Origin of the sequence: Streptomyces sp. NPDC091289 (genome assembly GCF_044757365.1) — a bacterium.
Taxonomy (GTDB): Bacteria; Actinomycetota; Actinomycetes; order Streptomycetales; family Streptomycetaceae; genus Streptomyces.
This window is the reverse complement of sequence record NZ_JBIVUT010000002.1, coordinates 38,425-63,528: the sequence shown is the minus strand read 5'-3', so window position 1 is coordinate 63,528 and position 25,104 is coordinate 38,425. Positions and strand designations below refer to the sequence as shown.

Below are 25,104 nucleotides of genomic sequence, written 5' to 3'. Positions count from 1 at the left end.
CCCGAGGCTCCGTTGTGCTCGGAGATCGCGAGCATCTGCTCGCCGGTGTTCCCGGCGAAGGCGCCGCCGGGCACCCGTACGAGCCTCCAGCTGGTCCACCAGGCGCGACGAGGTCGTCCCGCACATCATTTGACGGCTCGGCCGGCCCCCTCACACCACCTGGATCACATGCTTGCCCCGCACCCCGCCCGCCTCCAGGGCGCGGTGGGCGGCGGCGATGTCCGACAGCGGGTGGACCGTGTCGATGACGGGGCGCAGGTCACCGCGCTCCACGTACGCGGTCAGTTCGGCGAACAGGCCGTGATTCGGGTTGCCGCTGAAGAAGCGGACCCGCTGACGGCCGTGCACCGCCGAGCCCAGCAGGTAGCCGATGCTCCGGACCGGATGGTCGATGTCGAAGGAGATGGCGACCATTCGGCCACCGGGCGCCAACCGCCGCCGCAGCACGCTGTGTTCGGTACCGACGGTATCCATGATGACGTCGTAGCGGTCCAGATCCGCCAGAGCCGTGGCCCGGTGGTCCAGCACCTCGTCCGCACCCATCTCCCGTACAAAATCAGCGTTCTTCGCGCTCGCGAGACCGGTGACGTGCGCGCCGAGGGCCTTGCCGAGCTGTACGGCGACACTGCCGACGCCGCCGGACGCCCCGCGCACGAGCAGGCGTTCACCCGCGCGCAGTCCGGCCTTGTCGCGCAGGGCGATGAGGGAGGTGGCGGCCCCGGCGGGCAGCGATGCGGCCTCGGTCAGGGTGACGTTCTCCGGGGCGTGCGCGATCTGGCGCGGCCGGACCGAGACGTACTCCGCCGCGCTGCCGAAGGTGCGCCCCAGGATGCCCCACACCCGGTCGCCGACGCGGAGCCCGGTCACATTCGGGTCCACCTCGGCGACCTCGCCGGCGAAGTCGAGCCCGGTCCGCAGCGGAAAGCGGCGGCCGGTGATGACCCGGAGCCTTCCGGCGCGGCCGTACAGTTCGCCGCCGTTGACGCTCGCCGCGTGCACCCGTACGAGCACCTCGCCCGGCTTGCGTACCGGCACCGGGACCCGGCCCTCGTAAAGGACCTCGGGCGGTCCGTAACGGTCGTAGAGCGCAGCGCGCATGTCGTTCATGGTGGGGGGTCCTGTCTGTTCCGTCGTTCCGTCGTTCCGTCGATACGGGTGGCGAGTCCTGCTCTCACTCCCCCGTCCACCGTAAGCGGATAAACGGAAGACCCCCTCCATTTACCGTAAAGTGAGAGACATGCCTGCTCAGCCCTCTCACAACCCGCCCCCAGCCACCCCTGACGCGCTACGGGCGGACGCCCGGGAGAACCGGGAGCGCATCCTGCGGGCCGCCCGCGAGGCGTACGCGCTGCACGGCATCGACGTACCGATCAGCGCCATCGCCCGGCGGGCGGGGGTCGGCGTCGCCACCCTCTACCGGCGCTTCCCCACCCGCACCTCGCTGATCACCGAGGCGTTCGCCGAGCAGCTCACCGAGTGCTCGGGCGCGCTGGACGAGGCGCTGGAGGACCCGGACCCGTGGCGCGGCTTCTGCTCGGTGTTCCGGAAGGTGTGCGCGATGCAGGCCGCCGACCGGGGCTTCACCCACGCGTTCCTGGCCCGCTTCCCGGACGAGTCGAGTTACGCCGGGGAACGCGACCGGGCGGAGGAGGGGCTGGGCCTGCTGATCCGCCGGGCGAAGGAGGCGGGCGCGCTGCGCCCGGACTTCGACGTCTCCGACGTGGTGCTGGTCCTGCTGGCCAACAACGGCGTGACGAACGGGGCGGGCCCGGATGCCACCGCCGCGTCCCGCCGGCTGGTGGGCTACCTGCTGGATTCGTTCCGGGCCACGCCCGCGAGGGGCCCGCTGCCTCCGCCCGCGGGGCTGGAGCTGGACCGGCTGGGCGCGGCGGGGTGAGGGACGGCGCGCACGGCCCGGCGTCGGCACCCGGGCTCAGGTGAGGGCGGTGACCAGCAGAGTGAAGGCCACTATGAGGACGAGCACGCGGGCGTAGTGGTAGCGGTCCCAGCGGTTCATCTGCTCCTTCCAGTCCTCGGGCCGGTTCTCAGGGGTCCACGTCTTGCCCAGGTTGTTGATCGGGACGAGCAGCAGGATCGACATGGCCACGCTGAGCAGCAGCAGCCCGCCCGCGGCGACAACCAGGCCGATGCCTCCCTCGCCCCATCCGGCCATGGCCCAGATCGCGCTCAGGACCAGCGAGCCGATGTACCAGAACGGCATCACGGCGCCGAGCATCCGGCCCCCGTGGCTTCGGCCGAGCTGGCCGCTGTCGTCGGGGAGGGCGTTGAGGATCCGGTTGATGACGAAGGCGACGGAGAACTCCACCCCCACCAGCAGTCCGACGATCACGGTGGTGACGATCTCAAGTGCGTCGAGCATGGCGACCCCTTCCAGAATCTAGCGGCGCTAGATGACGAGGCAACGCTAGTACTACTGGCGCTCGCTTGTCTAGCGATGCTAGGATCAGGTCATGTCGGTACGGGAACGCAAGGAACGGGAACGGGCGGGCCGCGAGCGCCTCATCGTGGCGACGGCCCGCGAACTCGCCGAGCAACAGGGCTGGGACGCGGTCACCACCCGTCGGCTCGCCGAGCGCATCGAATACAGCCAGCCTGTCCTCTACAGCCACTTCCGCGGCAAGCGCGAGATCATCGGAGCCGTCGCCCTCGAAGGCGCCGCCGACATGGCCGTGGCGCTGCGGGCCGCGACCCCGGCCACGGACGGCCCTCGCACCCGGGTCGCCGCCCTCGCCCGCGCCTACCTCGACTTCGCCGAGGACAACCCGGCGGTCTACGACGCCATGTTCCGGCTGGACGGCGGCCTGGCGTTCGCGGAAGAGGACACCCCGGAGCCGCTGAAGGACGCCTTCGCCGCCCTGCTGGAGACTCTCGGCGAGGTCGCCGGGGAGGGCGTCCACCCAGCGCTGTTCACCGAGGTGTTCTGGGCGTCCCTGCACGGGCTGGCCACCCTGACCCGGGCGGGACGGCTGCCGCCGGAGGACAGCGAGCAGAGGGTGGAGCTGCTGGTGGACCGCCTGGCCGTGCTCTGACGCACCGCCCTGGTGGGCAAGCAGGTGGCGGGAAACTCGGAGCCCTCCACCTGCCTGGCCACGGGCACCGCTTCCGGCCATTCGCTTCTACGCGACACGGCCTCGGAGCACCGGGCCCGGAGCGGCAGACGTGGCTCCACCAGGACTCCGAAGCCTTCGCCCACACCCCACGCGGCCGAAGGGTCCCGCCATCGCTCCGGCAGGGGCCGCAGCAGAGGCCAGCAGCCGCAGTTTCGGACCTTGGCCGTCACCTCCGCGAGGCCGAGGGGCAACCACGGCGCGCGTGCTGGAGTGCACGTTGCGGCTGGCGGTCGCACTCCACCGAGCCGGGGATTACGCGTCCGCCCTGTCGGTGGCACAGGACGCGGTGGCACACGGGACGGACGTACTGGAGGCGAACCACCCTGCGGTGATCGCCATCCGCCGGCGTGCGGGGCGGACCCTCTACCGCCTCGGGCGGTACGAGGAGGCGGAGGAAGCCCATCGCCGCGCCCTGACGGATTGCACCGCGGTGTTCGGTGCGCATGCCGTCGAAACCCTGGAGGGCTGCGCGGGGTTGTCCCCGGTGCTCGCCTGGGTCCGCGATCAGAAGGACGAGGCGATGGCGCTGACGCGACGAGTGGTCGAGGGCCGGACCGCCACGCTCGGCGCGACTCACCCCTCCACGCTCATCGCCCGGACGCACCTGCTGGAGTTCGCCGCCGGTCCGGAGATGGCTCCGGACTCTGGAGCCGAGTTGGTGTCGGACTGCCACAGCGAGGTCGGCCCCGACCACCCCATCACCTTGGACGCCGAACTGAACTACGGCTTCGCCCTGGTCGCTGCCGGCCATCAAAACCGGGCGCTGCCTCTGGTCCGCACCGTGGTCGCGGGCTCCGAGCGCACCTACGGAATCGACCATCCGAAGACTCTCGCCGCCCGCTCCCTGCTGAGTCGCGTGCTCGGGGAGCTCGGGCGGTTCCAGGAGGCGGCAGAGCAGGCAGAGTTGGTAGCGGACGCGCGGGCGCGCGTGCTGGGGGCCGGGCATCCATGGACCCAGTGGTCGCTGGATCGTCTCGCGGAGCGCCGACGCGCCCTGGACGACGGGCGGAGCAATCGAGGTGGAGACGAAGGAGAGACACCGTAGCCTGCCTCGTCCCGCCACGACCACGACCACGACCACGACCACCCGAAGCCTGAGCGCCTGAGTGCCTGCCGCGGCCGGTCACGGCAGGTCTTCGAGGCGCTCCATGTGCTCCTCGCCCCACTCGCCGAGCGGCATGAGCGCGGCGACGAGTGAGCGGCCGAAGTCGGTCAGTGAGTACTCCACCTTGGGCGGCACCTGCTGATGCACCTTTCGATGCACGAGCCCGGCCGCCTCCAACTCGCGCAGTTGCAGAGTCAGCATCCGCTCGCTGATTCCAGCGACCGTCCGCCGCAACTCCCCGAAGCGCAACCGCTCTTCCTCACCGAGCCAGAAGAGGATCAGCCCTTTCCACTTACCGCCCATGACGGCGATGGCGGCGTCGAATCCGCAGGTGTACTTCCGCATGGCCCCTCCCACTTCCGCTGACAAGAATGTGGGTACCGAACAAAAATGTCGGTACTTGTGCAATCTATTGTGCCGCCACAGCATGGAGATCACCGAAGCCCGGAGCTTCTGGGCTTCCCTCAACTCACCGAACAGGAGCGGAAGATGTCCACGCAGCAGCAGCATCAGCACCGGACCCCCGTAACCGTCATCGGCCTGGGCGCGATGGGCAGCGCACTGGCGGCGGCCTTCATAGCGGCGGGTCACCCGACCACGGTGTGGAACAGAACCGCGTCGCGGGCTGCCCCGCTCGTCGCCAAGGGCGCCGCGCATCCGGAGACAGTGGCGGAAGCCCTTGCGGCCGGCCCGCTGGTGATCACCTGCCTGACGACGTACGAGGACACCATCGAGGCCCTGGAGCCGGCGGCTGCGTCGCTGAAGGGCCGGGACCTCGTGGCCCTCAACAGCGGGTCCCCGGCCGGCGCCCGCAGCACGGCGGAGTGGGTGCGAGGGCACGGCGCACGCTACCTCGACGGTGCGATCAAGAACGTACCGCCGGCGGTGGGCGCCGGGGACACGCTCCTCTACTACAGCGGCGATGCCACGGTCTTCACCGCGCACGAGCCGGTACTGCGGGTTCTGGGTGGGGACACCGTGTATCTCGGTGCCGAACCGGACCTTGCCGCCCTGTACGAAATGGCAGTGGGCGGCACGCTGCTGCCCGCACTCGTCGGCTTCTTCCAGGGGGCGGCGACGCTGCAGGCGCGTGGCCTGGAGGCGGCTTCGATGGTGCGGTTCAGCGTTCAGTGGCTGGAGATGATCGCCTCGGTACTGCCCGTGCTGGCCCGGGAGATCGACAGCGGCGACTACAGCGATCCGCTGTCGTCGGTGAACGTCTTCATGGCCGGGGCCACGCACGATGCGGAACTCGGGAAGGAAGCGGGCCTCGACATGGAGTGGCACGAGCCGTTCCACGAGCTGCTGGAACGGGCGGTGGAGGCCGGCTACGGGACGCAGAGCATTGCCGCACTGACGGAGATCCTCAAGGAACCCCGGCGGGCCTCGTAGGGCCGCGACCCGCTCGGTCCTTCAGCGCCGCGTGCTCCCGTGATGAGGGTTCGTCATCGGCACGGGTGCCGCAGGCGGGAGTGCCCGCAGGCGTGACGTACTCACCCCGCCCACCTCACCCCGCCCACCTCCCCGTCAGGAACGTCAGCGCGACGATCGTCGTCACCGGCGCGGCCACGCACAGGTACGCCGTCCTGAACCACGGCCGCCGCAGACTCAGCGCCGCCAGGCCGATCCACAGCGGCCACCACAGCAGCGTCGCGCGCGGGATGGACGTGTACCAGTACGAGGTCCCCAACGCCCACAGGCTGAGGGCCACATACACCGCCTCGGGCCAGCGGCGGCGGCGCACCAGCAGCGCCACCAGCGCGAGCCCCACCAACATCGCCGCCAACTCCGCCTGGAACATGAACGCGTACCCCGTCGACTGCGTACGGTCGAACGCCCCGTGCCACGTGTTCGCCCACGCTTCCCAGGGGGTGTGGAACGTGCGGTACCAACCCCGCTCCTGCGCGTGCTTCCACGCCATCCAGTCGCCGGTGTGCGCGTGCAGGTACCAGCTGTACGCGGCCGGCGGCAGCGCCGGAAGCAGCGTCCAGCCCACCCCTCGCCAGCCCCTCCCCGCCCGGGCCGACATGACGAACAGCAGCGCGATCGCGGCGGCCAGGAACAGGCCGCTGACCCGAACCACCGTGGCCGACGCGGTCAGTACGGCGGCGAGCGCCCACCGGTGCCTCATCGCCGCGAGCCAGGCGGGCAGCGCGAACGCGAGGAACAGCGCCTCCGTGTAGCCGGCGGCCAGGAACACCGCGCACGGCGAGAGCAGGAAGAGGACAGCCGTACGGTGGCCCGCCGCGCCGTCCGGGAGATACGCCCGCGCGATCCGGGCCAGGGCCACCACCGCCACGGCTCCCGCAACGAACGAGATCAGCAGCCCGGCCGCCGTCCAGTCCGGGACGACCGTGTGCACGGCACGCAGGAGAAGCGGGTAACCGGGGAAGAACGCCTCCCGGTTGTCCCAGCCACTCGTCCACGGTCCCGTACCGGCGGGGAAGTAGCCGTCGCGCGCTATGTGGAGGTAGTGGTTCGCGTCCCACTGCTGGAAGGGCGCGAGAACGGGCGCCGCCTCCCGCGTGCCGGGGCGGGCCGGAAACAGCCAGCGGGCGAAGTGGGCCGTGATCCACAGGGATATTCGGGTCAGGAGGTAGAGCCACAACACGCCCCGGTCGGCGGGGGTCAGGCGGTCGGCCGCCCGGCGGAACCACCCCGCCCGGAGCTCGGGCGGGGCGTACACCCGGGGCTCAGGTGGTGCGGGGCGGGCGGAAGTAGGCCGCAGCCCGGAGGAAAGCGTGGACAACTCAGGCACCTTTCGGGCACGCCTCGCGGACGGAGGAGAAGGCGAGGAGGAGAAAGCGAGGGGCTACGGGGTGTGCCTCATGGCATCGACATCGACATGGCCCCGTCGGTCGTCGCCGACGGCGTGGACGTCGGCGACGACTGCGTCGTGCCCGCAGTCGTGCTCGTGCTTGTGCTCGTGCTTGTGCTTGTGCTTGTGGGCAGACCACTCGGCGCCGTGGACCGGCCCGCCGACCCCGGGGTTCCCGTCGCCTCCGCGCCCCCCGGCAGCGTGTTGCTCGGCGTCGGCGGCAGCGACGTCGGCTGGGTCGGCAGCCGGTCCGACGGTGCGGGCGACGGGTAGCTGGGCGACGGGCTCGTGGCCGGGGCGACCGGCTCCGGCCGTACCGGCAACAGGCCCACCGCGACCGCGCCGCCCCCGCCGACGACCAGGCACACGCCCACCGCGACCACGGCCATCCGGCGGCGCTGCGCCCGCATCCCGCGTTCGGTGATCCTCGACGCGGGGTCCGCATCGGATCGGGCCTGCCCGAAGTCACCGGCCTCCCGGAACAGGGACCGCAACGGATCCTGCGAGTCCCTCGGATCCCTCGGATCCCTCGGATCCCGCGGTTCAGACATCAGGAGCCTCCTCGATGCGGGGGTCCCGCAGACGGTGGGCGAGCGCCGCCCGTCCGCGAACCAGATGCGTCTTGATCGTGCTGCCGGAAAGCCCGGTCTCCCCGGCGATCTGCTCGACCGTGAGGTCGCACAGGTAGTGCAGGGTCAAGGTCCGCCGCTGTTGCGGAGGCAGTTCCCGGAGCGCGTCGACCAGCACCACATGGTCCGGGCCCGGCGCGGCCACGTGCTCCGCCGCACCACTCCCCCGGCCCCAGGCATCCACCGACCGCCGCCGAAAGCGCCACCGGCTCACCGCCAGACGCCAGGCGACCGTACGGATCCACGCCTCGGGCTGCCCGTCACGCTCCAGCCGCCCACGCCGGACCCACGCCTTGACGAAGGCCTCCTGGACGACGTCCTGCGCCTCCTGGAGGTCGCCGGTCATCACGTACAGCTGGCCGGTGAGACGTGCGACCGCCTGGGCGTAGAACTCTTCGAACTCCTCGACGGTCAAAGTTGCTCCCGGATCTTTCGCTTCACCGGGTATACGCCTGCCGCCTGGCATCCGGTCTACATCACCAGTGAAGCATCAGAGTGATCGTCGTCACGGAACCCGAAAAGCCCAGGCCACACCCTGAGGACGGTGTGCCGGTGACCGTGGCGGACGGGACACGAGGGGCGACGGGATAGTCAATAGAGCCTTCCTTGAGTCGCCGTACGGTGCTGTCCGCCCGCCCAGCGAGGCGAGCTCTGGCGCAGGGGATGTGGCAGCAGGCAGGATCAGCCACATGAAGATTTGTGTGCTTGGCGGAACCTGGTTTCTGGGACGGGCTGTTGCTCAGGAAGCCCTTGACCGCGGGTGGTCGGTGACTGCCTTCAACCGAGGAAGATCCGGAGTCGCGCCGGTAGGAACGCGCGAGATCCACGGGGACCGCACCGTACCCGAAGACTTGATCCGGCTGGCGCAGGAGGGCCCTTGGGATGCCGTAATCGATACTTCGGCCTCGGAGCTCGCGCCGAGGGACGTTTTGACCGGTGCCGAATCGCTGGAGCCTGTAGCAGGTAAGTACGTGTTCGTCTCCACAGTCAACGCGTACAGAGGATGGCCCAACGAACCGCTCACGGAGTCGTCGGAAGTTCTCGACGGACCGGCGGATGCCGACGGTGACTACGGCCGTCTGCCGGCGAACTGGACTGGGCCGGACTGGTACTACGGTCGGCAGAAGGCCGGTGCTGAGCGGGCTTCGGTAGAGGCGTTCGGAGCATCGAGGACGTCGGTTCTTCGTCCGGGGGTGATTCTGGGACCGGGAGAGTATGTGGGTCGTCTTCCCTGGTGGTTGCGACGGGCCTCGAAGGGCGGTGCGATTCTCGCCCCCGGCGACCCGAACAAGATGATTCAACCCGTGGATGTTCGAGATGTGGCCGCCTTCGCACTCGACCAAGCCGCCTCCACGGGCGGCGGCGCATTCAATGTGGCGGCTTCGCTCGACCACGAGACGATGGGCGGATTTCTCAGAGCATGCCTTGACGTCACCGGCCGGGCAGGTCAACTCGTCTGGGCTCCTGACGACCTTCTGATGGAAAACGGAGTAGTGCAGTGGACTGAGCTGCCGCTCTGGCGCACTCATGCGGGCGCGTGGAGCGTCGACTCCTCCAGTGCTCAGGCCGCTGGGCTGCGGTGCCGCCCGCTGGCGGAGACCATCGGGGCCACGTGGGACTGGTTGCAGGGTGGAGGCATGCCGGTTGAGCATCCCCGTTGGGCTGAGCACGGCATCTCGATGGAGAAGGAGGAGAAGATCCTGGCGCAGCTGAATGGCTGAGGGTGGATCATGTCTCCATGTCCAGAGGCGTTGCGGCTCCGAGTCGATGTGCTGTTGCTGCTGCGCAGTACTCCTCAACACGATCACCGAGTGTGCGCGCTTCGGCTGAGCCGATGAAGTCGGGGTGGCAGAGGCCGGATCGCACAGCAGCCATGCGCTCCAGCGCCCCCGCGCCGCGCCATTCCGTAGGCACGGAGAAGGCCGGATCGAGAGCCGCATGTACGCCGTCGAGTTCGCCGCGGAGCAACCGCGCTCGGGCAAGGTCCACGGATGCCTGGGTCGAGATGAGTAGGGGGCGCTGATCTTCGGGTTTGGCGCTAAGGAGGAGCAGGGCGCTTTCCGCAGCTTCCTCGGCACCATCCGCGTCACGTAGCAGGAGGTACGTCGTGGCGTTACTCATGGCAACCCGATCGCTCGGAAAACCGAATTCGCCACCGATGTCGTCGTGAAGCTCGTCCCGCCTTCCGGAGCTCTGCTCCAGAGCATTCCGTACGGCAGCCTCCGCCGCGACCAGGTTCCCCAAGTGTCCGTAGGCGCGCGCTTCGATGACGAACAAGCGTGTTAAGGCGGCGTCGCCGAGCCCCCCGAACTGTTGCGCGGTGTGTACAAGGCGAGCAGCTTCTGATGGCCGTCCGCCCCAGTAGGCCAAGAAGGCGAGAGCGCCATGAGCGTAAGCCTGGAGAGGCCCGTGCTCGATCACCTGCCCGTACAGCGCCGCAGTCCGGGACAGCGAAACGGCCGAGGAGAGAGATCCCAGGTCAAAGCTGATCGCCGAGAGCAGAGCAGCGGACTGGCCGGCTGCAAGGTAGGCCCGCGTCCTCTGGCGCGGCACTTGAGTACGCTCCAGCACGGACCGAGCAATCCCGAGCAATTCCTTTGCCCGACGGTAGACCTCGGTCGGAGAGGTGCGGGCGTAATCCCGAGCCAGGACCACAACATCGTCGTCCAATTGATCGAGCGTCATGTCCGCAACACTGAGAGAAGCGGCATCACCGGCGTGCGCGGCGGCATCCCGAGCAGTCATCGCAAGTTCACTTTCGTTGAGCGCGGTTGCGTAGTTCTGAGACATTTCCAGTGGCGGCTCGGTCGGCGGACCCAATAGGAGTCGCGCGGTGTAACCGAACATGTGCTCCAGCACCTGAGGCGCCGGCGAATTGGGAAGCCCCTTCATCCGGCCTGAAGTCCACCGCCGAAACGTCTGCTCCTCCACTGTCGCCGTGGAATAGGGCATGCCGGCGGCTGCTGCCAGCGCCTGAGCGGAATCCTCATACGCCCGCCTGAAGCCCTCGTAGGTCCAACCGCGTTCTCGCACCACCGCTTGAAGCAGTGTCCGCGCGTCCATGGCCAACGTCTCCCTTGCGGCCGACCGGTCACGATCGGGGCACCATGCCGGAGGCACCCGCAACCCCACTATTGCCCAACTTGACTTTCCTGTAGCGCTATTGAGCCAAGTGAGGTCCAGGTGACACGTCGGTGATACCTCGTGCCACCCGACGTCGAGGAGATGAAACCTGCCGCGACATGGTGAAAGCACCGCGTCACGAGAATCCTTGATTCCCGTAGCCGCCCTCCGCATGAGGTCTTTCGGGCGGCGCAGGTCGGTCTGCACTCTCCACGAAGTCGAGGCCATCATGAGGCAGAGCACCACTGCGCGCAGCACCCCGGACGGGACGGGCGAGCAGGTCAAGAACGGCGCACCGCGACCGGCCGGTTCGGAGGTACCGGCATCTCAGATCTTTCAGTCGACATTTCTTGCCGATCCGCTGCGTGTCCCTGAGATGCGGCGGGCCACAAGAGACTTCATGCGACACCTGCGCGTGCCGGGCCCAAAGGTCGACGACGTCGAACTAGCGGTCTCCGAGTTGGTCACCAATGCGATCCAGCACGGTGGCAGTGAAGGTGAAGTGAGCCTCTACATCTCGGCGGTCAACAACATGGTTCGGATTTCGGTAACTGATCAAAACCCAGATCGCGCCACGCTGAAGCGAGCTGACACCGACGCCGAGTCCGGCCGAGGACTGGCGCTCGTCGCTGCCATCGCCGACTGCTGGGACACCAGCGAGGACGGCACCACCGTTCACTGCTCACTCGCGCTCCCGGAGCGCGTGGCATGAGCGTCACCGTGCCGGCGCCCCCGGGCCCCATCGCCCTGGCACTCGATCGTCGTCGGAGTCGTCAGCACCGGCTGTGAAGCCGTCGGCCTCCGTCGGCTGCTTCGCAAGCCGACGGCTGATCGGTCCAGAGAACGCCGGGTCCGCCCGTCCACCTTCCCACAGGGGCCCATCGTGACCGCGGTGTCCGCGCACTCAGCTGCACCTTCACGGCAGCCGAGTCCGGGGATCCCGCCCCTCCGCCCGCGCTCACCGCACGGTCGGATCCGATCACCTGGAGGTACCAGCATGGCAACCCCGACGACCGAGACGAAGCCGCGCAGCAACAACAGCATTCAGCCGATCGCCGGTGAGGAGTGGGAACTCGACATTGTCGTCACCGACGCCCCGCGGCCGATTGTCACCGACTGCGGCACCGGTGACGGATGCGCATCCACCTGCGCCTCCTCCTGTGCGAGCTGACCCCAAGCCGAACTCTGTGCGGGCCGGAGGCTCACCCCGGCCCGCACCGCCCAGCAGAACGAGGAACAACAATGACGCGGACCCGACACCTTCAGCGCTGCGACGTGCTCCTCCTACGGGCCGCTGTGCTCCCTCTCGACGCCCGGAGAACCTGCTGGCCATCGGTGGACAATCTGGAGGAATGCCGACGGTGGCTGACTGCCGTCTGGGCTGAGCCCACGTTCACGGCTGCCGTGCGGGCGGCCTCTCCACCCCTTGCTGGCGCCGTCGACCAGATCCTCAACGATGAGGCCACGTCACCTAGGAAGGTTCGGAAGGCGGTGGTATCGACAGCCCGCTACCTGTTGCGAGCAACTGGTCGTCCGACACCTTTCGGCCTCTTTGCGGGGGTAGCGACTGCACTGTGTGGATCTACGATCGTCAAGCTCGGCGCTGATCACCGCTCTGTCGCTCGACCGGACACCCTCTGGCTCGACCACGTTCGCAGCGCGTTGCAGAGCCGTCCGGACGTGCTGCCCCACCTGACCGTTCAGCTCAACGACCTTGCTGCGCGGCACGGCGACTCTCTGGACCTGCCCATGCCCGGCGGCCGCACGGCCAGCGCCCGCATCGCCGGGCCTCTCGCCACCATCATCAAGGCAACGACCACGCCTGTGCCCTGTAGGGAAGTCATCGGACAGCTTGTGACGATGGGGGGTACGGCAGAGCAGGCCTACCGCCTCGTCACCAGGGCATTGAGAGCGAGCATCCTCATCAGCGGCCTGTACGCGCCCATGACCGAGCATGATCCGCTCGGGCACATCCTGCGCACCTTGACGCCGCTGATCCCTCAGTTCGACGCAGGAACCGCAGACATTCTGCGTGAACTCGGTGGCGTCCAGCAGCTGTTGGCGGAACACAACACGACGGGACAGGTCAGCGCGGCAGAGGGCATACGGCGCACGGCCAGTAAGCGGATGAGCGCCGTCAACGGCGAAGGCCGGGCACGCCTCAGCCTGGATGTGCGCCTCGACGCCATGGTGCGGATTCCTGATCATGTTCTGGACGAAGCGGAGCACGCCGCCGACGCGTTGCTCCGCCTGACCCGCAACCAGGGTGAGAAGCCGATGTGGGCGGAGTACCACGGCGTGTTCTGGGAGCGGTACGGAGCCGGAAGCCTGGTGCCGGTCCAGGAGGCCGCCGATCTGGCCGCCGGCGCGGGCCTTCCCGCCGACTTCCCAGGATCCCTCTGGACGGAGCCACCCGTCACGGCTCTGCCACGCGACGAGGTGCTGATGGCCAAGGCGTGGCAGGCCGCCGTCGCGGGAGTCGGGGAGATCCAGCTCACCGAAGCGGACCTCGACGAGCTGTCCGCCGAGGCGTCCGCCCCCGATCCCGCGATCAACCCGCACGTCGAGATGGGGGTGCGGGTCTACGCCCAGGACCGACAGTCCATCGATCGGGGTGAGTTCACCGTCGCTGTGCGCCCGGCCTGGAGCACCGGCAACCTCACGGGCCGGTTCGCCGCAACCCTGGAGGACTGCGGACTGCGCGAGCTGTACGAGAAGCTGCCTACCCTGGTCAACGGGGCCTTGCCCGCACAGCTTTCCTTCACTCCCGTTCATCCGCACGCCGAGAACGTCGCTCGGACCCCGGCGCTCCTGCCGTACGTAATCTCTGTCGGTGAGCACCGAGCCCCGGCGGACCATGTGATCCCGCTCGATGACCTCTCGGTGCTGTCCACCAGCAAGCGGCTTCATCTGGTCAGCCTCTCCCGACGTCGCGTGGTGGAGCCGGTGGTGCTGCACCCCTTGGCGTTGGAAAAGCAGGCTCCGCCGATAGCGAGGTTCCTCGCCCTCCTGGGGCGCGGCTTCGCCACCGCGTGGACGCGCTTCGATTGGGGTCCGCTCGCCGCCGGGCTTCCCTACCTGCCACGAGTCCGCTACCGCAAGGCCGTCCTGTCCCCCGCCCGCTGGCGCCTCATGGCTTCTGATCTTCCCTCGGGGCCATTCCAGAGTTCGTGGCGGAAGGCTCTGGCGGAGTGGTCACGAGCCTGGAAGTGCCCGCCGGTGCTTGAACTTCGCGACGACGACCGCACCCTGCGCCTGGATCTGAGCGAACCTCTGCACGCGCGCATCCTGCACATCCACCTCCAGCGCCACGGAGAGGCCGACCTGACCGAGGCGCCGAACGAGCGGGACCTCGGCTGGATCGGGCACGCTCACGAATTCGTGATGCCGTTGGTCTCCACCCAGTCACCGCTGCCCCACCCTGACGTGACCAGCGCGCCAGTGTTCAACAGCCGAATTCAGTCCAGCCCCGGTGACGACCAACAGCGCTGGCTACAGGCCAAGTTGTTCACGCATCCCAGCGTCATGGATCAGATCCTCACACGCCGGCTGTCAAGCCTCCTGGAGGACCTGGGCTCGCCCGACTGCTGGTTCGTCCGCTACCGCACCCCTCAGGAGGAGAACCATCTGCGTGTGCGGATCGCCGCCCTCAGTCCGCATCGACACACGCAGGTATCGCACGTCGTCGCACGATGGGCGCAGCAGTTGCAGGATGATGCCCTCGCCTCACGCCTCGTCTTCGACGGCTACCGGCCCGAGATCGGCCGCTACGGAACCAGCGCAGCCCTCGCCGCCGCCGAGGACGTCTTCGTGGCCGACAGTGACGCCACCCGGTACGCCATGGCCGACCTCACCCGACTGGACCGGAAAGTACTGTGCGCCCTCAGCATGATCGATCTCGTTCGTGGATTCCTCGGACCCGATGAAGGCACCCGCTGGATGGCGGCCACGCCTGCGCGCGGCATGGGTGCTCCCGATGTGACCCGGCGGGCCCTCCAACACGCCCGCGCCGGCTCACTGCAGCAACGGGCCGACTGGACTCCCCGGCTGCACGCCGCCCACCAGCGGCGCCAGGAAGCCTTGGCCCACTACGCGTCTCACGTCCGTGACGACCGGCTCGAAGCGGTCCTGGAGTCCCTGATGCACATGCACCACAACCGACTGATGGGCCCCGACCGGGAAGCAGAAGACGCTTGCCGTCACGCCGCCCGACAGGTGTGCCGTTCTGCCCTGGAGCAGCAGGAGCAGCAGGAGCGCAAATGAACGACCTCGCGCACGACCTCGGTCGCGGTGCCGCAGGCGCCCTCGTCCACCACGGCGTTCTGGCACAGGGCAGCGGCGTGTGGACGGCTGCGCACGCCGCTGCCCGGACGATGGCAGGGCAAGCGGCCACCGTTGATCCGTCGAGCGGAAGTCTGTACCGCGGAGCCCCCGCCGTCGCGTACGCACTGCATACGGCTGGCCACCGCGCCTACCGCTCCGCCCTGAATGAGCTGGACCGCAAGATCGGTCCGCACATCGCCGCACGGCTGTCGGCGGCACACCTTCGCATGGACTCGGGTCAACCGCCGCGTATGCGGGAGTACGACCTGATCCGGGGCCTGACCGGTCTCGGCGCGTACCTGCTGCGCCGTGAAACGCGGCCCGACCTGCTCGACGGCGTTCTGCGCTATCTCGTGCGACTCCTCCAGCAACCCGTCACCGTCCAGGGCCACAGCCTGCCCGGCTGGTGGACGCTCGACAGCCCACATGGTGAGCCGGACGACAGATGGCCCCTCGGTCACGGGAACTTCGGCATGGCCCACGGCGTAGCAGGCCCTGTCGCACTTCTTGCCCTGTGCTCGCGCGCCGGGCACACCGTTCCTGGCCAGCACGAAACGTTGGTCGGGGCGTGCCGCCTTCTGGAAGGGTGGCTACGGCCTCTGGCGGATGGTGGTGATGCCTGGCCGGAAACCACCACCGTCAACGAGTGGCTCGACGGACCTTCTCCCCGTGCATGCTTGGGCCGACCCTCGTGGTGTTACGGCACGCCCGGCGTCGCCCGGAGCCTGCAGCTCGCCGCGCTCGCCTGCGGCCGTACCGGCTCGCAGCACCGCGCCGAAGACGCACTCCTGTCCTGCATCTCCGATACCCGTCAACTGGACCGCCTCCAGGATGCGACGGTCTGCCACGGCTGGGCGGGGGTGTGCCTCGCAACCTGCACAGCCGCTGCGGAAGCCGCCCCCGGCACTGCGCTCACCGACCGCCTTGCGGCCCTGCGCTCCGCCTTCGCCGCATACATGGCCGAGAACGCGCTACCCCGCGACGCCGGGCTCCTCACCGGAGCGGACGGCATCCTGCTCACCACTCACACCCTTGAGCCGACCCACCACGTTGGCCCCGGGTGGGAGACCTGCCTCCTCCTCAACTGAAAGAGAGAGTCTCCGTGAACAACGCCCCCGCACTCGAAGATCTCCGCAACCGGCTCGTCGCTGAGATCAAGTCCAAGGTGCCCCTGACCGGCCCTGTCGAGCAAGCCCTGCGCACCGTCCACCGTGAAGTCCACCTTCCGGGAGCCAGCCTCGCCGAGGCCTACACCGACCAAGCCGTCAGTATCAAAGAGAACCCCAACGGGCCCCTGCCCCTATCCCTCGCTTCCGTGCCGTCGACCGTCGCGATGATGCTCGTACAGCTCGATGCCCACCCCGGCGACCACATCCTGGAGATCGGCGCGGGGACCGGTTACAACGCCGCGCTCCTGTCCGAACTCGTCGGCTCCGATGGCGAGGTCACCACCCTCGACATTGACCCCGGCGTCACCCTGCACGCCCGAGACGCCCTCAACGAGGCGGGCTACGAACACGTGAGGGTGATGGAGCGGGACGGTCTGAAGGGGGCTCCCGAGCACGGCCCTTACACGAAGATGATCGGATCGGTCGGGTTCTGGGACGTACCCACTGCTCTGCGCGACCAACTGGTTGAGGGGGGGCCGGCTCGTGCTTCCCTTGCGGTGGCGCGGCCAGACCCGATCCGTGATCCTCATCCGCCGCGGGGACACCCTCGCCTCCGAGGGAATGGAACTGTGCGGATTCGTGCCGATCGTCGGCCAGGACGGAGAGCGGACCACCACGCTGCCCGGCGACACCGTCCGTCTCCACCACGACCAAGACCTACGGTTCGACGCCGAGCGCCTGAACGAGGCGTTCTCCACACCCGTCACGGAAGTCTGGTCCGAGGCTCGGATCGGACGGCAGGAGTCCTTCGACGGGGTCTGGCTTCGCGCCACGGTCTGCGAAGACGCCGTATGCCGGATCGAGGTCACCGACCAAGCACTCAAGGACGGCGTCCGGCGCCCCGCGATCCCCCTCCGGAGCGTCGCGCTCGTCAGCAAGAACTCGCTCGCCTATCTGGTTCTCACGATCGACGAACAGGAAGCGGACCCTACGCGTCAGGTCCGCCTCGGGGCTGCTGGCTACGGGCCCGATGGCACCACCCTGGCGAAGAAGCTCGCCGCCCACATCACGGCCTGGGAAGCCGACCGCGATGCAGTGCCGCACCTGACCGTCCACCCGATGGACACCGCCGACACGCACATTCCCGAGGGACATTCCATCGCCAAGAAGGACAGCCGCATCGTCCTCTCCTACACATAGCAGCGCTTCCTGCCACCGCCGTACCGGGGCCGGACCCCGGACTCTGCTGAGCGCTGAGCCCGGATCTCCTCGACCTCCCGGAGCTCAAGCCGCGAGATTCGAGCCCTCTTAACAGCGATGGGGTGGGTGGGTCAGTTGTCCCACCCACCCACCCTGGCTGCGAAGTTGACAACTTGTGATCGAGTTGCGACGCACGGTCGCCAGGCTCTAGCGTGCGGGAAGACCACGACCAGGCAGAAAAGACGACCCCCACCGGTGCTCCAACACCGACAGGGGTCTAACCACCGAAGATCGAAGGAAGCGATCCCCATGGCTGACAGCCAGTTTAGTGATGCCCCCTCCTCCGCGTACGCTCCCCCGCACCCCAGGGCCAAGCCCGGGTACGGCAAGCGCTCCGCCCCCGGCGAACGCCCCCGCACCGACCGGGACTTCGCCCACCTCCTCCCCCGTGACGCCGCCGTCGCCGCGTACATCGACCGGCTCCCCGACGGCTCCGACATCTCCGTGAAGACGCTGGCCAAGCACCTCCCGTACGGCCAGTGCGCACTCAGCACCACCCTCAACCGGCTCCAGGCCGCCGGGCACCTGCGGCGCGGCAGCGAGTGCGTGATCACCGAGGAGGTCATGCTCTGGGTGACCCGGACCTTCTTCTCCCGCACCGCACGCGAGGACGGCTGGTGGAACGCGTACACCCGGGGTGACGCCCCGCCGGACGAGCCGCAACGGCCCACCCGTTCGAGGGCGTTCATCCTGCTCGCCGCCCTGGGGCGGACCGCCCCCACCCTGACACTGTCCGCCGCCGACTGCGTAAAGCTGGAACCCCTGGTCAGCGAGTGGTTCGCGCGCGGCGCGACGGAGACGCAGCTGTTGCACGCGCTCACCGACGGCCTGCCGTCGCCGGTCCACTGCGCCCCCCGCCTGCTGGAGACCCGCCTGCGCGACAAGCTGCCGCCCGAGCGGATCCTGCCGGGGCCCCGGACCGTCCTGCGCATCCTCGAATGCGGCGAGTGCGGAGTCCCCGGCAGCGCGGAAGCCCTGCTCGGAGGCCTCTGCCGGCCGTGCCGGGGACCGTCCCCCGAGCCGCCGGTGGGCCCGCCGGGAACCGTGCAGCCGACGGGTGTACGGGACCGGATGAACGCGGTCCGGGCGGGGCTCGTCCCGCGATCCGAAAGGACATACCGATGACCGTGCGGCTCGCCCGCAGATCCGACGGGGCACGATGGAGGGGAGGAGGCGACGCCATGACCCCCAGCACCGCCGATCACGCACCGCACGCCCAGATGTCCGTCGAGGACTTCGAGCAGATCGCCCGCGCGGCCCCCGAGACCGTGACGCTTGAGCTCATCAACGGAAAGCTGGAGGTCAAGCCCGTGCCGGACGGGGACCACGACGAGATCATCATGTGGGTCGCGATGCAGTGCATGCGGCAGCAGCCGGATCTGCGGCTGTACCGCGAACGCGGACTGCGGATCGGCGGGTACGGCAACGGCCGCGCCCGGCCGGACGGCACCCTGGCCCGCGCGGGGCGCTTCGCGGGTGACGGCGAGTGGTCGAGCCCGGACCGCGTCCTCATGACCGTCGAGGTGACGTCGCACGACCACGACACCGACAGCCGTGATCGCACGGAGAAGCGTGACGGGTACGCCGCAGCGGGTATCCCGGTCTACCTCCTCGTCGACCGCGACCACGACACCCTCGTCGTCTACAGCGAGCCGGAGAAGGGCCACTACCAGCAGCGGACGACGTACGGGTACGGCAAGGCGGTGCCCCTCCCCGGCCCCGTAGACATCACCCTGGACACCGAGGAGCTCAAGAACTACGCCCGCTGATCCGCCACCACCCGGCCCCTCACCCCGCACACCGCGCTCACCGCGTTCACCGCGCGTCCGCCGCCAACTGCGTCGTCGCCAGTTCGCGGTACAGGTCGTCCCCGGCTATCAGCTCCTCGTGCGTGCCCGCCGTGCGGACCCGGCCCTCCTCCAGGACCACGATGCGGTCGGCATGACGGACCGTGGAAAGGCGGTGGGCGATCACCAACACCGTTGTCTGCTCCGCCAGTTCGAAGATGACATCGCGCAGCGCCTGCTCGTTGACCGCGTCCAGCTGCGAGGTCACCTCGTCCAGGAGGAGCAGCCGGGGGCGCCGCAACAGGGCGCGGGCGATGGCGATCCGCTGGCGTTCGCCGCCGGAGAGGGTGACGCCCCGGTGGCCGACCGCCGTTTCCAGGCCCTCCGGCAGCCGGTCGACCAGCGTGTCCAGGCGAGTGCGGGCCACCGCCTCCGTCAGCGCCTTGTCCTCGGCGTCCGGGGCGGCGAAGAGGAGGTTCTCGCGGAGCGTCCCGGCCAGGACCGGGGCGTCCTGCTCCACGTACGCGAGCGAGGCCCGCAGTTCGGCCAGCGGCCAGTCGCGGATGTCCCGGCCGTCCACCGTGATCGTGCCGCCGTCATGGTCGTAGAACCGTTCCAGCAGGCTGAACACCGTCGACTTGCCCGCCCCGGACGGGCCCACCAGCGCGACCAGTCCACCGGTCGGGACGTCGAACGTCACCCCCTTGTGGGCGGGGGCGCGCTCGTCCCCGTACCCGAAGGTCACGTCCTGGAAGGTGACACCCAGCGGGGTCCCGTCCAGCGGGGTCGACGCCACTTCGCGTGCTACGCCCTCGGAGCCCGCGGCCGGTTCGCCCGGCAGCGACTCCACCTCGTCGATCCTGCGCACCGCCGCGAGCCCGCTCTGCAGGCCCGTCCAGCCCTCGACCAGACCGCCGATCGGGCCCATCAGGTAGAAGAGGTAGAGCAGGAACGCGATCAGCGACGAGATCTCCAGCGAGCCGGAGGCGACCCGCGCGCCGCCCACGCCCAGCACCGCCAGGAACGCCAGCTGGATCGACATCATCATCGTGACGTCGGAGACCGAGGACCACTTCGCCACCGAGACCCCCCGGTCGTGCGCGTGCCGGGCCGCGGCCGCGACGGCCGCCGTCTCCCGCTCCTCCGCCCCGCTCGCCTTGACCGTACGGAACGCCTGGAGCACCCGGTCCAGGGCCGCGCCCATCGCGCCCACGGCCTCCTGCGCGCGAAGCTGGGCGCGCTGAATGCGCGGCATGAGCAGGGCGGTTACGGCTCCGATGCCGACGATCACCACCAGTGTCACGCCCAGCAGCGTGACGTCCATGTACGCCATGAAGCCGATCGTCCCCAGCAGCATCAGCACGCTGTTGAACGACTCGACCAGGCCGCTGGAGAGGACCGTTCGCAGAAGCGTCGTGTCACTGGTGACGCGTGACTGGAGGTCGCCGGGGGTGAGCCGGTCCACCGCCGGAACCTTCAACCGCATGATGCGGCCCACCAGTTGGTTGCGCGCCTGGAGGACGACGCCTTCCCCCGTCCGGGACATGAGGTAGCGCCCGTACGCGGAGAGGCAGGCCCCGGCCAGCACGAGCGCGGTCAGCATGACGAGCGGTCCGGCGGGTGAGCGGTCCGCGGCGAACGCGTCGACCGCGTGCTTCGCCATCAGCGGCATCGCGAGGCCGGCCGCGGACCCGGTGAGCGAGAGGAGGCCCGCGCGGATCAGTACGCCCCGGTGGGGGCGGACCCGGGAGAGGAGGAGGCGAAGGGGGCGCGGGCCCGGCCCGTCGCCTTTGGCGGGCGCCCCGGCGGGCTTCCCCGCGGACATCTCGGGGCCCTTGCTCTCAGGCCCCTCGCCCTCAGGCGGCCTGCCCTCAGGCGGCCCGCCCTGCCCCGCCCCCGCCGTCGTCCCTGCTACCGCGCTCATCCGGAACCCCCTCGCGTACGGACACCACCACCAAGGGACGCAGATCCGCCGGTTCCGCCTGCTCCCCGACCGTACGGCCCCCCGCCTGTACCCAAGCATGCGGCGAGAACGGCGGAGCCGCCCGCACCCCCGCGCACCAGTCGGGCCACACGCCGGACATCCGGCACGCCAGGGCGATGGCGACCGAGCGGGGCAGGCAGCCGTAACGGCCCGCGCAGCGGCGGCTGGTGGCGACGACCGCCTCGAACACCTCCAGCGTCTCCGCGTACGAGGCCGGGCGCGCGCCCCGGGCGCACCTGGTCAGCACCCGGCGCAGCCGGCCGGGCTTGAAGCGGGCCAGGACGAACGCGGCGGCGATGGCCGTGCGCAGCCGCAGGCCGCCCGCTCCCGCGCCCCGGCGCGGCATCGTCATCTCGGTGGTCATGGGCGCAGGATCTTCGCCTCGACGAGCTGCCGGGTCAGCTCCGCGACGTCCGACTCCGCCTCGGTGCGCTCGACGTCGAACGCGGCGAGGATCCGCTCCACGGCGACCTCGGGGGTGTGTCCCGCGGCGAGGGTGTCGACGACGATGACGCTGGTGTCGTTCAACTGCCAGTAGCTGCCGTCCTTTTCGTCGAGGAGGACGCCGCCGTACTCGGTGGTCGTGACGGCGATGCCTTTTCTGAGCTTCACAGGGTTGCCTCGCTGGTAGAGGGCCGACGGGGTACGGGCCAGGCGTTCTCGGCCGTGCGGAGCCAGGTCTCCCCGGCCACGGTCGGGGAGATGGAGTGTTCGGCCAGGACCGGGGAGAAGGGCTCGGCGGCGAGCCGGAGCAGGCGGCGGGAGTCGACCAGGCCGTGTGCGGCGAGTCGGGAGTCCGTCCACAACTCCGTGAGTTCCGGGGCGTGTTCGCTCAGGCCCTGGTGTTCGTCGGAGGACATGTGGTCCTTCGTCGTCCGGGCCAGCAGCGCGTCCGGCACCACCCCGCGCATCGCCTCGGCGAGCAGCGGCTTGTAGCGCCAGGGGCTGACCCGCTCCGGCAGGCGTACGGCGAGGGTCGCCTCCAGGATCCGGTCGTCGTAGAACGGTGCGGCGACCGGCAGCCCGATCGTCATGCCGACGTCCTCCATCGCCTGGAAGTGCCGGGCCCCCATCCGTACGGCGTCGATGTCCACATGCCGCCCGCGCCACGGGTCGATCGGCTCGGCGTGCTCGGCGGCGGCCCGGAACTCCTCGGTGATCAGGGCGTTGGCGTGGTCCGTGAACCAGGGGCGCAGGGACTGGCGTACACCCCAGGAGAGCAGCGGGGTCCGGGCGACGGGCTGGGGTTCGGTGCCGACCGCGTTCGCGATCCAGCGGGGGAACGTGGAGCGGTCCAGCAGGGCCTTCACCGTGGGCAGGAGGGGCCAGCCGAGCTGGTGGCGCAGGCCGCTGAGGTGGTTCCAGGCGGTGAGGGGGTTGCCGTGGAAGAGGTCCTGGTAGGCGTGGGGAAGGCCGAGGAAGAGTTCGTCGCCGCCGTAGCCGGTGAGGTGGTAGCGGGAGCCGGTGGCGTGGGCGCGGCTCAGGAGCAGGTGCGCGCGGGCTCGGCCGGGGGCGACGGGGAGCGGCTCGTCGTTCAACTCTTCGGCGGTGGCGGCGAGGTCGGCGTAGAAGTAGGGGGCGTCGTCGGCGGGGATGATGTGGTGGTCCGGGACGGTGGCGGGGGCGGGGACGGTGGCGCCCGGAGTGGTGCGGCCGGCGGCCTCGACCGCCCGTCGCGCCCAGGTCTCGTCCTCGCTGTAGCGGTCCCGGGCGGCGACCGTCAGCAGGGACAGCGCCGCCGGGCCGGTCTCCCGGGCGGCGAAGGTGAGGGCCGTGGAGTCCATGCCGCCGGAGAGCTCGCAGCTGATCCGGTCCACGCCGCCGACATGGGCGCGTACGGAGGCGGCGACGGCGTCACCGAGTCTTCGGGCCCCTTCCGCCAGGGAGAGTTCCCCGGGCGGCGGCTCCCACCAGCGGTACTCCGTGGGGCCGGGGACGGCGGCCGTGCCCGGTGCTGCGACGGGCAGGGCCAGGCCGTACCCGGCGGCGGTCTCGTGCACGCCCCGCCACACGACACGGCGGCTCAGGGGGTGCGGCACGAAGTCCAGCAGCCGGAGCGCCAGCGCGCCGTCGTCCAGGGGTGCGTCGGTCAGCCGGGCCAGGGCCGCCGGGCGGTCGGAGGCGAGGGTTCCGGCCTCCGGGTGGCGGGCGTGGTAGATCCGGCGCAGTCCGGAGGCGGTGCCCCGGATCCATGTCTCCCCGGAGAGCCGGGCGACGACGTGGTAGAGCCCGGGCAGCCGGGCGAGGCGGCGTTCCAGTCCGGCCCGGTCCCGGGCGCCCTCCAGGAGCCCGGCGAGCACGGCGTCGGGGACGCGGTCCGGGCCGATGAGGACGAGGGCGTCCGTGCCCCGGGCGAGGTGGCTGACCCTGCGGTGCAGTGGGCGGGCGACGACCCAGGGCCGGCCCGAGGGATGGGCGACGGTCAGGGCGTCACCCGTCCGCGGGGCCGGCCCGGTCGCTTCCGGTGCGGGAAGCCGCCCGGCCACCACCGCTCCCGCCACGCTGTCCGGCAGGACGACGAAGTAGTCACGCAGCTGGCCGGGCATCTTCACCTTTCGGAAGTTCTCACTCTGCGCACAGGAAACAGGTCGGCGGATCAGACGATGCGCCGGGTCCAGTACTCCTTGTACGAGCCGACGAAGTAGCCGGCGGTCTTCTTCGAAAAGTCGCCCTGCTTGAACAGTGACGGCTTCACATAAGCCTTCTTCTGCAGCTTCATGACACCTTCCCTTCCGTACGGTTGACGACCGTTATGCCCAAATAACTTCTGCATAACTGACGTTACTCATGCGACTGGTGTTCACGACGTGAACACCAGAGCCATCATGTCCCGCTGCCGAACCGGTACGCATGATTCCGACTTACCGTGCGAAGTTGGCTGGATAGCGTGAGCGGCGAGGTTCGGAACGGGCCGCTCCGGGGCGACTCCACCGGAGACCGGGGTGCCGGGCGGCCGCCATGTGCAGTCGCACACCACCGGGGCACAGGGGGGTAGTGGACTGGACCAATGGCTGTATGCGGTCGCCGGGCCGGGCGGTGAGCTGCCAAGAGAGGGAGCGGCCGTCGGGAGAACCGGGGAACCACCCGGAACGGAACTCCGGGCGGCTTCGCGTCCGCCTTACCTCAGGGACCGAGGGCGCGCCACCGTCATCGGCACAGTCGCACCGACCCGTGCTGCCGTACGGGAAAGGGCACGGCAAGTAGCCATTCGGCCACGCCAACCGCACCCACCACGCCCATCGCGTGCAACCGCCCGGTGACTACCGCCCCGTGACTACCGCCTGCGCAGCCGGTAGCCGCCCCAGGCCGCGCCACCCGCGCCCAGCAGCAGCGGGATCATGCCGTAGCCGACGACCATCGAGGAGTGGGCGTACCAGCGTCCGCCGTCGAACACCTGGGTCGCGGTGATGGTCTCGGGGTCGGTACGGCCGTCGTGGTCGGCGAAGAGGATCCTGACGCGCTGGATCTCCGCCGACCTGGGCGTGCCGTCCACATGGGCGCGCAGCGACTCCTGGGCCACCCGCTCGCGCTCCGCGTCGTTGGCGCGCTGCTGGGCCGGGGTCTCCCCGAAGCAGTGCCAGACGGTCTGCCCCTTCTCCGTACGGGTGTCGTCGCAGTCGATCCGGCCGAAGGTCTCGACCCGCATGCCGAGGGCGCCGGAGAGCCCCGTCCCGGTCACCACGATGAACAGCCCCAGCGCGAACAGCACGGCCCCGCCCAGAACGAACGAGGCCCCCTTCCAGTCCTTGATCATCCCGTCCCCCGTTCTCGTACCGACCGGTCCACCGGCCCCCCGGCACCCCGGCCCTCCGGTCCTCCGGTCCTCCGGCGCATT

The 25,104-nt window shown here is 69.7% G+C and carries 25 protein-coding genes and 1 pseudogene; 14 read left to right on the top strand and 12 right to left on the bottom strand.

Annotation, left to right across the window (positions count from 1 at the left end; all coding sequences use genetic code 11):
- Positions 1 to 150: 150 nt before the first annotated feature.
- On the bottom strand, positions 151 to 1,107 hold the full coding sequence (locus tag ACIQPT_RS02430; RefSeq protein WP_401151765.1) for an NAD(P)-dependent alcohol dehydrogenase: 957 nt from the start codon (positions 1,105 to 1,107) through the stop codon (positions 151 to 153).
- A gap of 130 nt (positions 1,108 to 1,237) precedes the next feature.
- Here ACIQPT_RS02430 and ACIQPT_RS02425 point away from each other — a divergent pair, with 130 nt between their 5' ends.
- Complete coding sequence (locus ACIQPT_RS02425; protein ID WP_401151763.1) at positions 1,238 to 1,897, top strand: TetR/AcrR family transcriptional regulator; 660 nt, start codon at positions 1,238 to 1,240, stop codon at positions 1,895 to 1,897.
- Between the two features lie 36 nt (positions 1,898 to 1,933).
- Here the strand turns inward: ACIQPT_RS02425 and ACIQPT_RS02420 are convergent, their stop codons facing one another.
- The gene (locus ACIQPT_RS02420) at positions 1,934 to 2,380 is read right to left on the bottom strand and encodes a DUF1772 domain-containing protein (RefSeq protein WP_401151761.1); all 447 of its coding nucleotides are present in this window, start codon (positions 2,378 to 2,380) and stop codon (positions 1,934 to 1,936) included.
- Positions 2,381 to 2,471: 91 nt separating this feature from the next.
- On the opposite strand from ACIQPT_RS02420, the gene ACIQPT_RS02415 reads away from it, so the two are divergent.
- Positions 2,472 to 3,050 carry a TetR/AcrR family transcriptional regulator gene (locus ACIQPT_RS02415; RefSeq protein ID WP_401151758.1) on the top strand — a complete coding sequence of 193 codons (579 nt, stop codon included), beginning with the start codon at positions 2,472 to 2,474 and terminating at the stop codon, positions 3,048 to 3,050.
- A gap of 283 nt (positions 3,051 to 3,333) precedes the next feature.
- Positions 3,334 to 4,176 (top strand): tetratricopeptide repeat protein, encoded by an 843-nt coding sequence (locus tag ACIQPT_RS02410; protein WP_401151755.1) that lies wholly within the window; start codon positions 3,334 to 3,336, stop codon positions 4,174 to 4,176.
- A gap of 78 nt (positions 4,177 to 4,254) precedes the next feature.
- Here the strand turns inward: ACIQPT_RS02410 and ACIQPT_RS02405 are convergent, their stop codons facing one another.
- Positions 4,255 to 4,581, bottom strand: coding sequence for a winged helix-turn-helix transcriptional regulator (locus ACIQPT_RS02405; RefSeq protein WP_401151753.1), 327 nt, complete (start codon positions 4,579 to 4,581; stop codon positions 4,255 to 4,257).
- 144 nt (positions 4,582 to 4,725) lie between these two features.
- Here ACIQPT_RS02405 and ACIQPT_RS02400 point away from each other — a divergent pair, with 144 nt between their 5' ends.
- The gene (locus tag ACIQPT_RS02400) at positions 4,726 to 5,628 is read left to right on the top strand and encodes an NAD(P)-dependent oxidoreductase (RefSeq protein ID WP_401151750.1); all 903 of its coding nucleotides are present in this window, start codon (positions 4,726 to 4,728) and stop codon (positions 5,626 to 5,628) included.
- Positions 5,629 to 5,743: 115 nt separating this feature from the next.
- On the opposite strand, the gene ACIQPT_RS02395 is transcribed toward ACIQPT_RS02400, so the two are convergent.
- On the bottom strand, positions 5,744 to 6,985 hold the full coding sequence (locus ACIQPT_RS02395; RefSeq protein WP_401151748.1) for a mannosyltransferase family protein: 1,242 nt from the start codon (positions 6,983 to 6,985) through the stop codon (positions 5,744 to 5,746).
- A 72-nt stretch (positions 6,986 to 7,057) separates the two neighbouring features.
- On the opposite strand from ACIQPT_RS02395, the gene ACIQPT_RS02390 reads away from it, so the two are divergent.
- On the top strand, positions 7,058 to 7,327 hold the full coding sequence (locus ACIQPT_RS02390) for a hypothetical protein (protein WP_401151746.1): 270 nt from the start codon (positions 7,058 to 7,060) through the stop codon (positions 7,325 to 7,327).
- Between the two features lie 270 nt (positions 7,328 to 7,597).
- On the opposite strand, the gene ACIQPT_RS02385 is transcribed toward ACIQPT_RS02390, so the two are convergent.
- On the bottom strand, positions 7,598 to 8,098 hold the full coding sequence (locus ACIQPT_RS02385) for a SigE family RNA polymerase sigma factor (RefSeq protein ID WP_401151744.1): 501 nt from the start codon (positions 8,096 to 8,098) through the stop codon (positions 7,598 to 7,600).
- Positions 8,099 to 8,372: 274 nt separating this feature from the next.
- Between ACIQPT_RS02385 and ACIQPT_RS02380 the strand changes: the two genes are divergently transcribed.
- Positions 8,373 to 9,404, top strand: coding sequence for an NAD-dependent epimerase/dehydratase family protein (locus ACIQPT_RS02380; protein ID WP_401151742.1), 1,032 nt, complete (start codon positions 8,373 to 8,375; stop codon positions 9,402 to 9,404).
- Between the two features lie 7 nt (positions 9,405 to 9,411).
- Here ACIQPT_RS02380 and ACIQPT_RS02375 read toward each other — a convergent pair whose 3' ends face one another.
- Entirely contained in the window at positions 9,412 to 10,746 is a 1,335-nt protein-coding gene (locus ACIQPT_RS02375; RefSeq protein WP_401151739.1) for a hypothetical protein, read from the bottom strand.
- A 289-nt stretch (positions 10,747 to 11,035) separates the two neighbouring features.
- Here ACIQPT_RS02375 and ACIQPT_RS02370 point away from each other — a divergent pair, with 289 nt between their 5' ends.
- From ACIQPT_RS02370 to ACIQPT_RS02335, 8 genes and pseudogenes are all read left to right on the top strand, one after another.
- Positions 11,036 to 11,518: an ATP-binding protein gene (locus ACIQPT_RS02370; RefSeq protein WP_401151736.1), complete on the top strand. Its 483-nt coding sequence runs from the start codon at positions 11,036 to 11,038 to the stop codon at positions 11,516 to 11,518.
- A gap of 285 nt (positions 11,519 to 11,803) precedes the next feature.
- Positions 11,804 to 11,977, top strand: a complete 174-nt coding sequence (locus tag ACIQPT_RS02365; protein WP_401151734.1) for an FxLD family lanthipeptide — start codon at positions 11,804 to 11,806, stop codon at positions 11,975 to 11,977.
- 164 nt (positions 11,978 to 12,141) lie between these two features.
- Positions 12,142 to 15,069 carry a lantibiotic dehydratase gene (locus ACIQPT_RS02360; protein WP_401151732.1) on the top strand — a complete coding sequence of 976 codons (2,928 nt, stop codon included), beginning with the start codon at positions 12,142 to 12,144 and terminating at the stop codon, positions 15,067 to 15,069.
- Positions 15,066 to 16,217: a lanthionine synthetase C family protein gene (locus ACIQPT_RS02355; protein ID WP_401151729.1), complete on the top strand. Its 1,152-nt coding sequence runs from the start codon at positions 15,066 to 15,068 to the stop codon at positions 16,215 to 16,217. Before ACIQPT_RS02360 ends, ACIQPT_RS02355 begins: the two co-directional genes overlap by 4 nt.
- Positions 16,190 to 16,714 (top strand): annotated as a pseudogene (locus tag ACIQPT_RS02350) (methyltransferase domain-containing protein); the annotation flags it as partial. The gene ACIQPT_RS02355 and the pseudogene ACIQPT_RS02350, both read left to right, overlap by 28 nt.
- A gap of 103 nt (positions 16,715 to 16,817) precedes the next feature.
- Positions 16,818 to 17,438: a hypothetical protein gene (locus tag ACIQPT_RS02345; RefSeq protein ID WP_401151727.1), complete on the top strand. Its 621-nt coding sequence runs from the start codon at positions 16,818 to 16,820 to the stop codon at positions 17,436 to 17,438.
- A gap of 309 nt (positions 17,439 to 17,747) precedes the next feature.
- Positions 17,748 to 18,623 (top strand): hypothetical protein, encoded by an 876-nt coding sequence (locus ACIQPT_RS02340; protein WP_401151724.1) that lies wholly within the window; start codon positions 17,748 to 17,750, stop codon positions 18,621 to 18,623.
- 56 nt (positions 18,624 to 18,679) lie between these two features.
- Complete coding sequence (locus ACIQPT_RS02335; RefSeq protein WP_401151721.1) at positions 18,680 to 19,267, top strand: Uma2 family endonuclease; 588 nt, start codon at positions 18,680 to 18,682, stop codon at positions 19,265 to 19,267.
- 46 nt (positions 19,268 to 19,313) lie between these two features.
- On the opposite strand, the gene ACIQPT_RS02330 is transcribed toward ACIQPT_RS02335, so the two are convergent.
- The 6 genes from ACIQPT_RS02330 to ACIQPT_RS02305 form a co-directional block, all read right to left on the bottom strand.
- On the bottom strand, positions 19,314 to 21,209 hold the full coding sequence (locus ACIQPT_RS02330) for an ABC transporter ATP-binding protein (RefSeq protein ID WP_401151719.1): 1,896 nt from the start codon (positions 21,207 to 21,209) through the stop codon (positions 19,314 to 19,316).
- Positions 21,157 to 21,633 carry a lasso peptide biosynthesis B2 protein gene (locus tag ACIQPT_RS02325; protein ID WP_401151717.1) on the bottom strand — a complete coding sequence of 159 codons (477 nt, stop codon included), beginning with the start codon at positions 21,631 to 21,633 and terminating at the stop codon, positions 21,157 to 21,159. Before ACIQPT_RS02325 ends, ACIQPT_RS02330 begins: the two co-directional genes overlap by 53 nt.
- Positions 21,630 to 21,881, bottom strand: coding sequence for a lasso peptide biosynthesis PqqD family chaperone (locus ACIQPT_RS02320; protein ID WP_401151715.1), 252 nt, complete (start codon positions 21,879 to 21,881; stop codon positions 21,630 to 21,632). Before ACIQPT_RS02320 ends, ACIQPT_RS02325 begins: the two co-directional genes overlap by 4 nt.
- Entirely contained in the window at positions 21,878 to 23,815 is a 1,938-nt protein-coding gene (locus ACIQPT_RS02315; RefSeq protein ID WP_401151712.1) for an asparagine synthase-related protein, read from the bottom strand. Before ACIQPT_RS02315 ends, ACIQPT_RS02320 begins: the two co-directional genes overlap by 4 nt.
- A gap of 50 nt (positions 23,816 to 23,865) precedes the next feature.
- Positions 23,866 to 23,988, bottom strand: coding sequence for a keywimysin-related RiPP (locus ACIQPT_RS02310; RefSeq protein WP_106972961.1), 123 nt, complete (start codon positions 23,986 to 23,988; stop codon positions 23,866 to 23,868).
- Between the two features lie 555 nt (positions 23,989 to 24,543).
- Complete coding sequence (locus ACIQPT_RS02305) at positions 24,544 to 25,023, bottom strand: hypothetical protein (protein WP_401151709.1); 480 nt, start codon at positions 25,021 to 25,023, stop codon at positions 24,544 to 24,546.
- Positions 25,024 to 25,104: the final 81 nt, after the last annotated feature.

Bases quoted from the DNA above. Each gene is read 5' to 3' on its own strand.
- ACIQPT_RS02370 (WP_401151736.1), top strand. From the start codon at position 11,036: ATGAGGCAGAGCACCACTGCGCGCAGCACCCCGGACGGGACGGGCGAG.
- ACIQPT_RS02380 (WP_401151742.1), top strand. From the start codon at position 8,373: ATGAAGATTTGTGTGCTTGGCGGAACCTGGTTTCTGGGACGGGCTGTT.
- ACIQPT_RS02405 (WP_401151753.1), bottom strand. From the start codon at position 4,581: ATGCGGAAGTACACCTGCGGATTCGACGCCGCCATCGCCGTCATGGGC.
- ACIQPT_RS02330 (WP_401151719.1), bottom strand. From the start codon at position 21,209: ATGAGCGCGGTAGCAGGGACGACGGCGGGGGCGGGGCAGGGCGGGCCG.
- ACIQPT_RS02340 (WP_401151724.1), top strand. From the start codon at position 17,748: ATGGCTGACAGCCAGTTTAGTGATGCCCCCTCCTCCGCGTACGCTCCC.
- ACIQPT_RS02305 (WP_401151709.1), bottom strand. From the start codon at position 25,023: ATGATCAAGGACTGGAAGGGGGCCTCGTTCGTTCTGGGCGGGGCCGTG.
- ACIQPT_RS02325 (WP_401151717.1), bottom strand. From the start codon at position 21,633: ATGACCACCGAGATGACGATGCCGCGCCGGGGCGCGGGAGCGGGCGGC.
- ACIQPT_RS02420 (WP_401151761.1), bottom strand. From the start codon at position 2,380: ATGCTCGACGCACTTGAGATCGTCACCACCGTGATCGTCGGACTGCTG.
- ACIQPT_RS02335 (WP_401151721.1), top strand. From the start codon at position 18,680: ATGACCCCCAGCACCGCCGATCACGCACCGCACGCCCAGATGTCCGTC.
- ACIQPT_RS02310 (WP_106972961.1), bottom strand. From the start codon at position 23,988: ATGAAGCTGCAGAAGAAGGCTTATGTGAAGCCGTCACTGTTCAAGCAG.
- ACIQPT_RS02415 (WP_401151758.1), top strand. From the start codon at position 2,472: ATGTCGGTACGGGAACGCAAGGAACGGGAACGGGCGGGCCGCGAGCGC.
- ACIQPT_RS02365 (WP_401151734.1), top strand. From the start codon at position 11,804: ATGGCAACCCCGACGACCGAGACGAAGCCGCGCAGCAACAACAGCATT.
- ACIQPT_RS02400 (WP_401151750.1), top strand. From the start codon at position 4,726: ATGTCCACGCAGCAGCAGCATCAGCACCGGACCCCCGTAACCGTCATC.
- ACIQPT_RS02355 (WP_401151729.1), top strand. From the start codon at position 15,066: ATGAACGACCTCGCGCACGACCTCGGTCGCGGTGCCGCAGGCGCCCTC.
- ACIQPT_RS02375 (WP_401151739.1), bottom strand. From the start codon at position 10,746: ATGGACGCGCGGACACTGCTTCAAGCGGTGGTGCGAGAACGCGGTTGG.
- ACIQPT_RS02430 (WP_401151765.1), bottom strand. From the start codon at position 1,107: ATGAACGACATGCGCGCTGCGCTCTACGACCGTTACGGACCGCCCGAG.
- ACIQPT_RS02315 (WP_401151712.1), bottom strand. From the start codon at position 23,815: ATGCCCGGCCAGCTGCGTGACTACTTCGTCGTCCTGCCGGACAGCGTG.
- ACIQPT_RS02425 (WP_401151763.1), top strand. From the start codon at position 1,238: ATGCCTGCTCAGCCCTCTCACAACCCGCCCCCAGCCACCCCTGACGCG.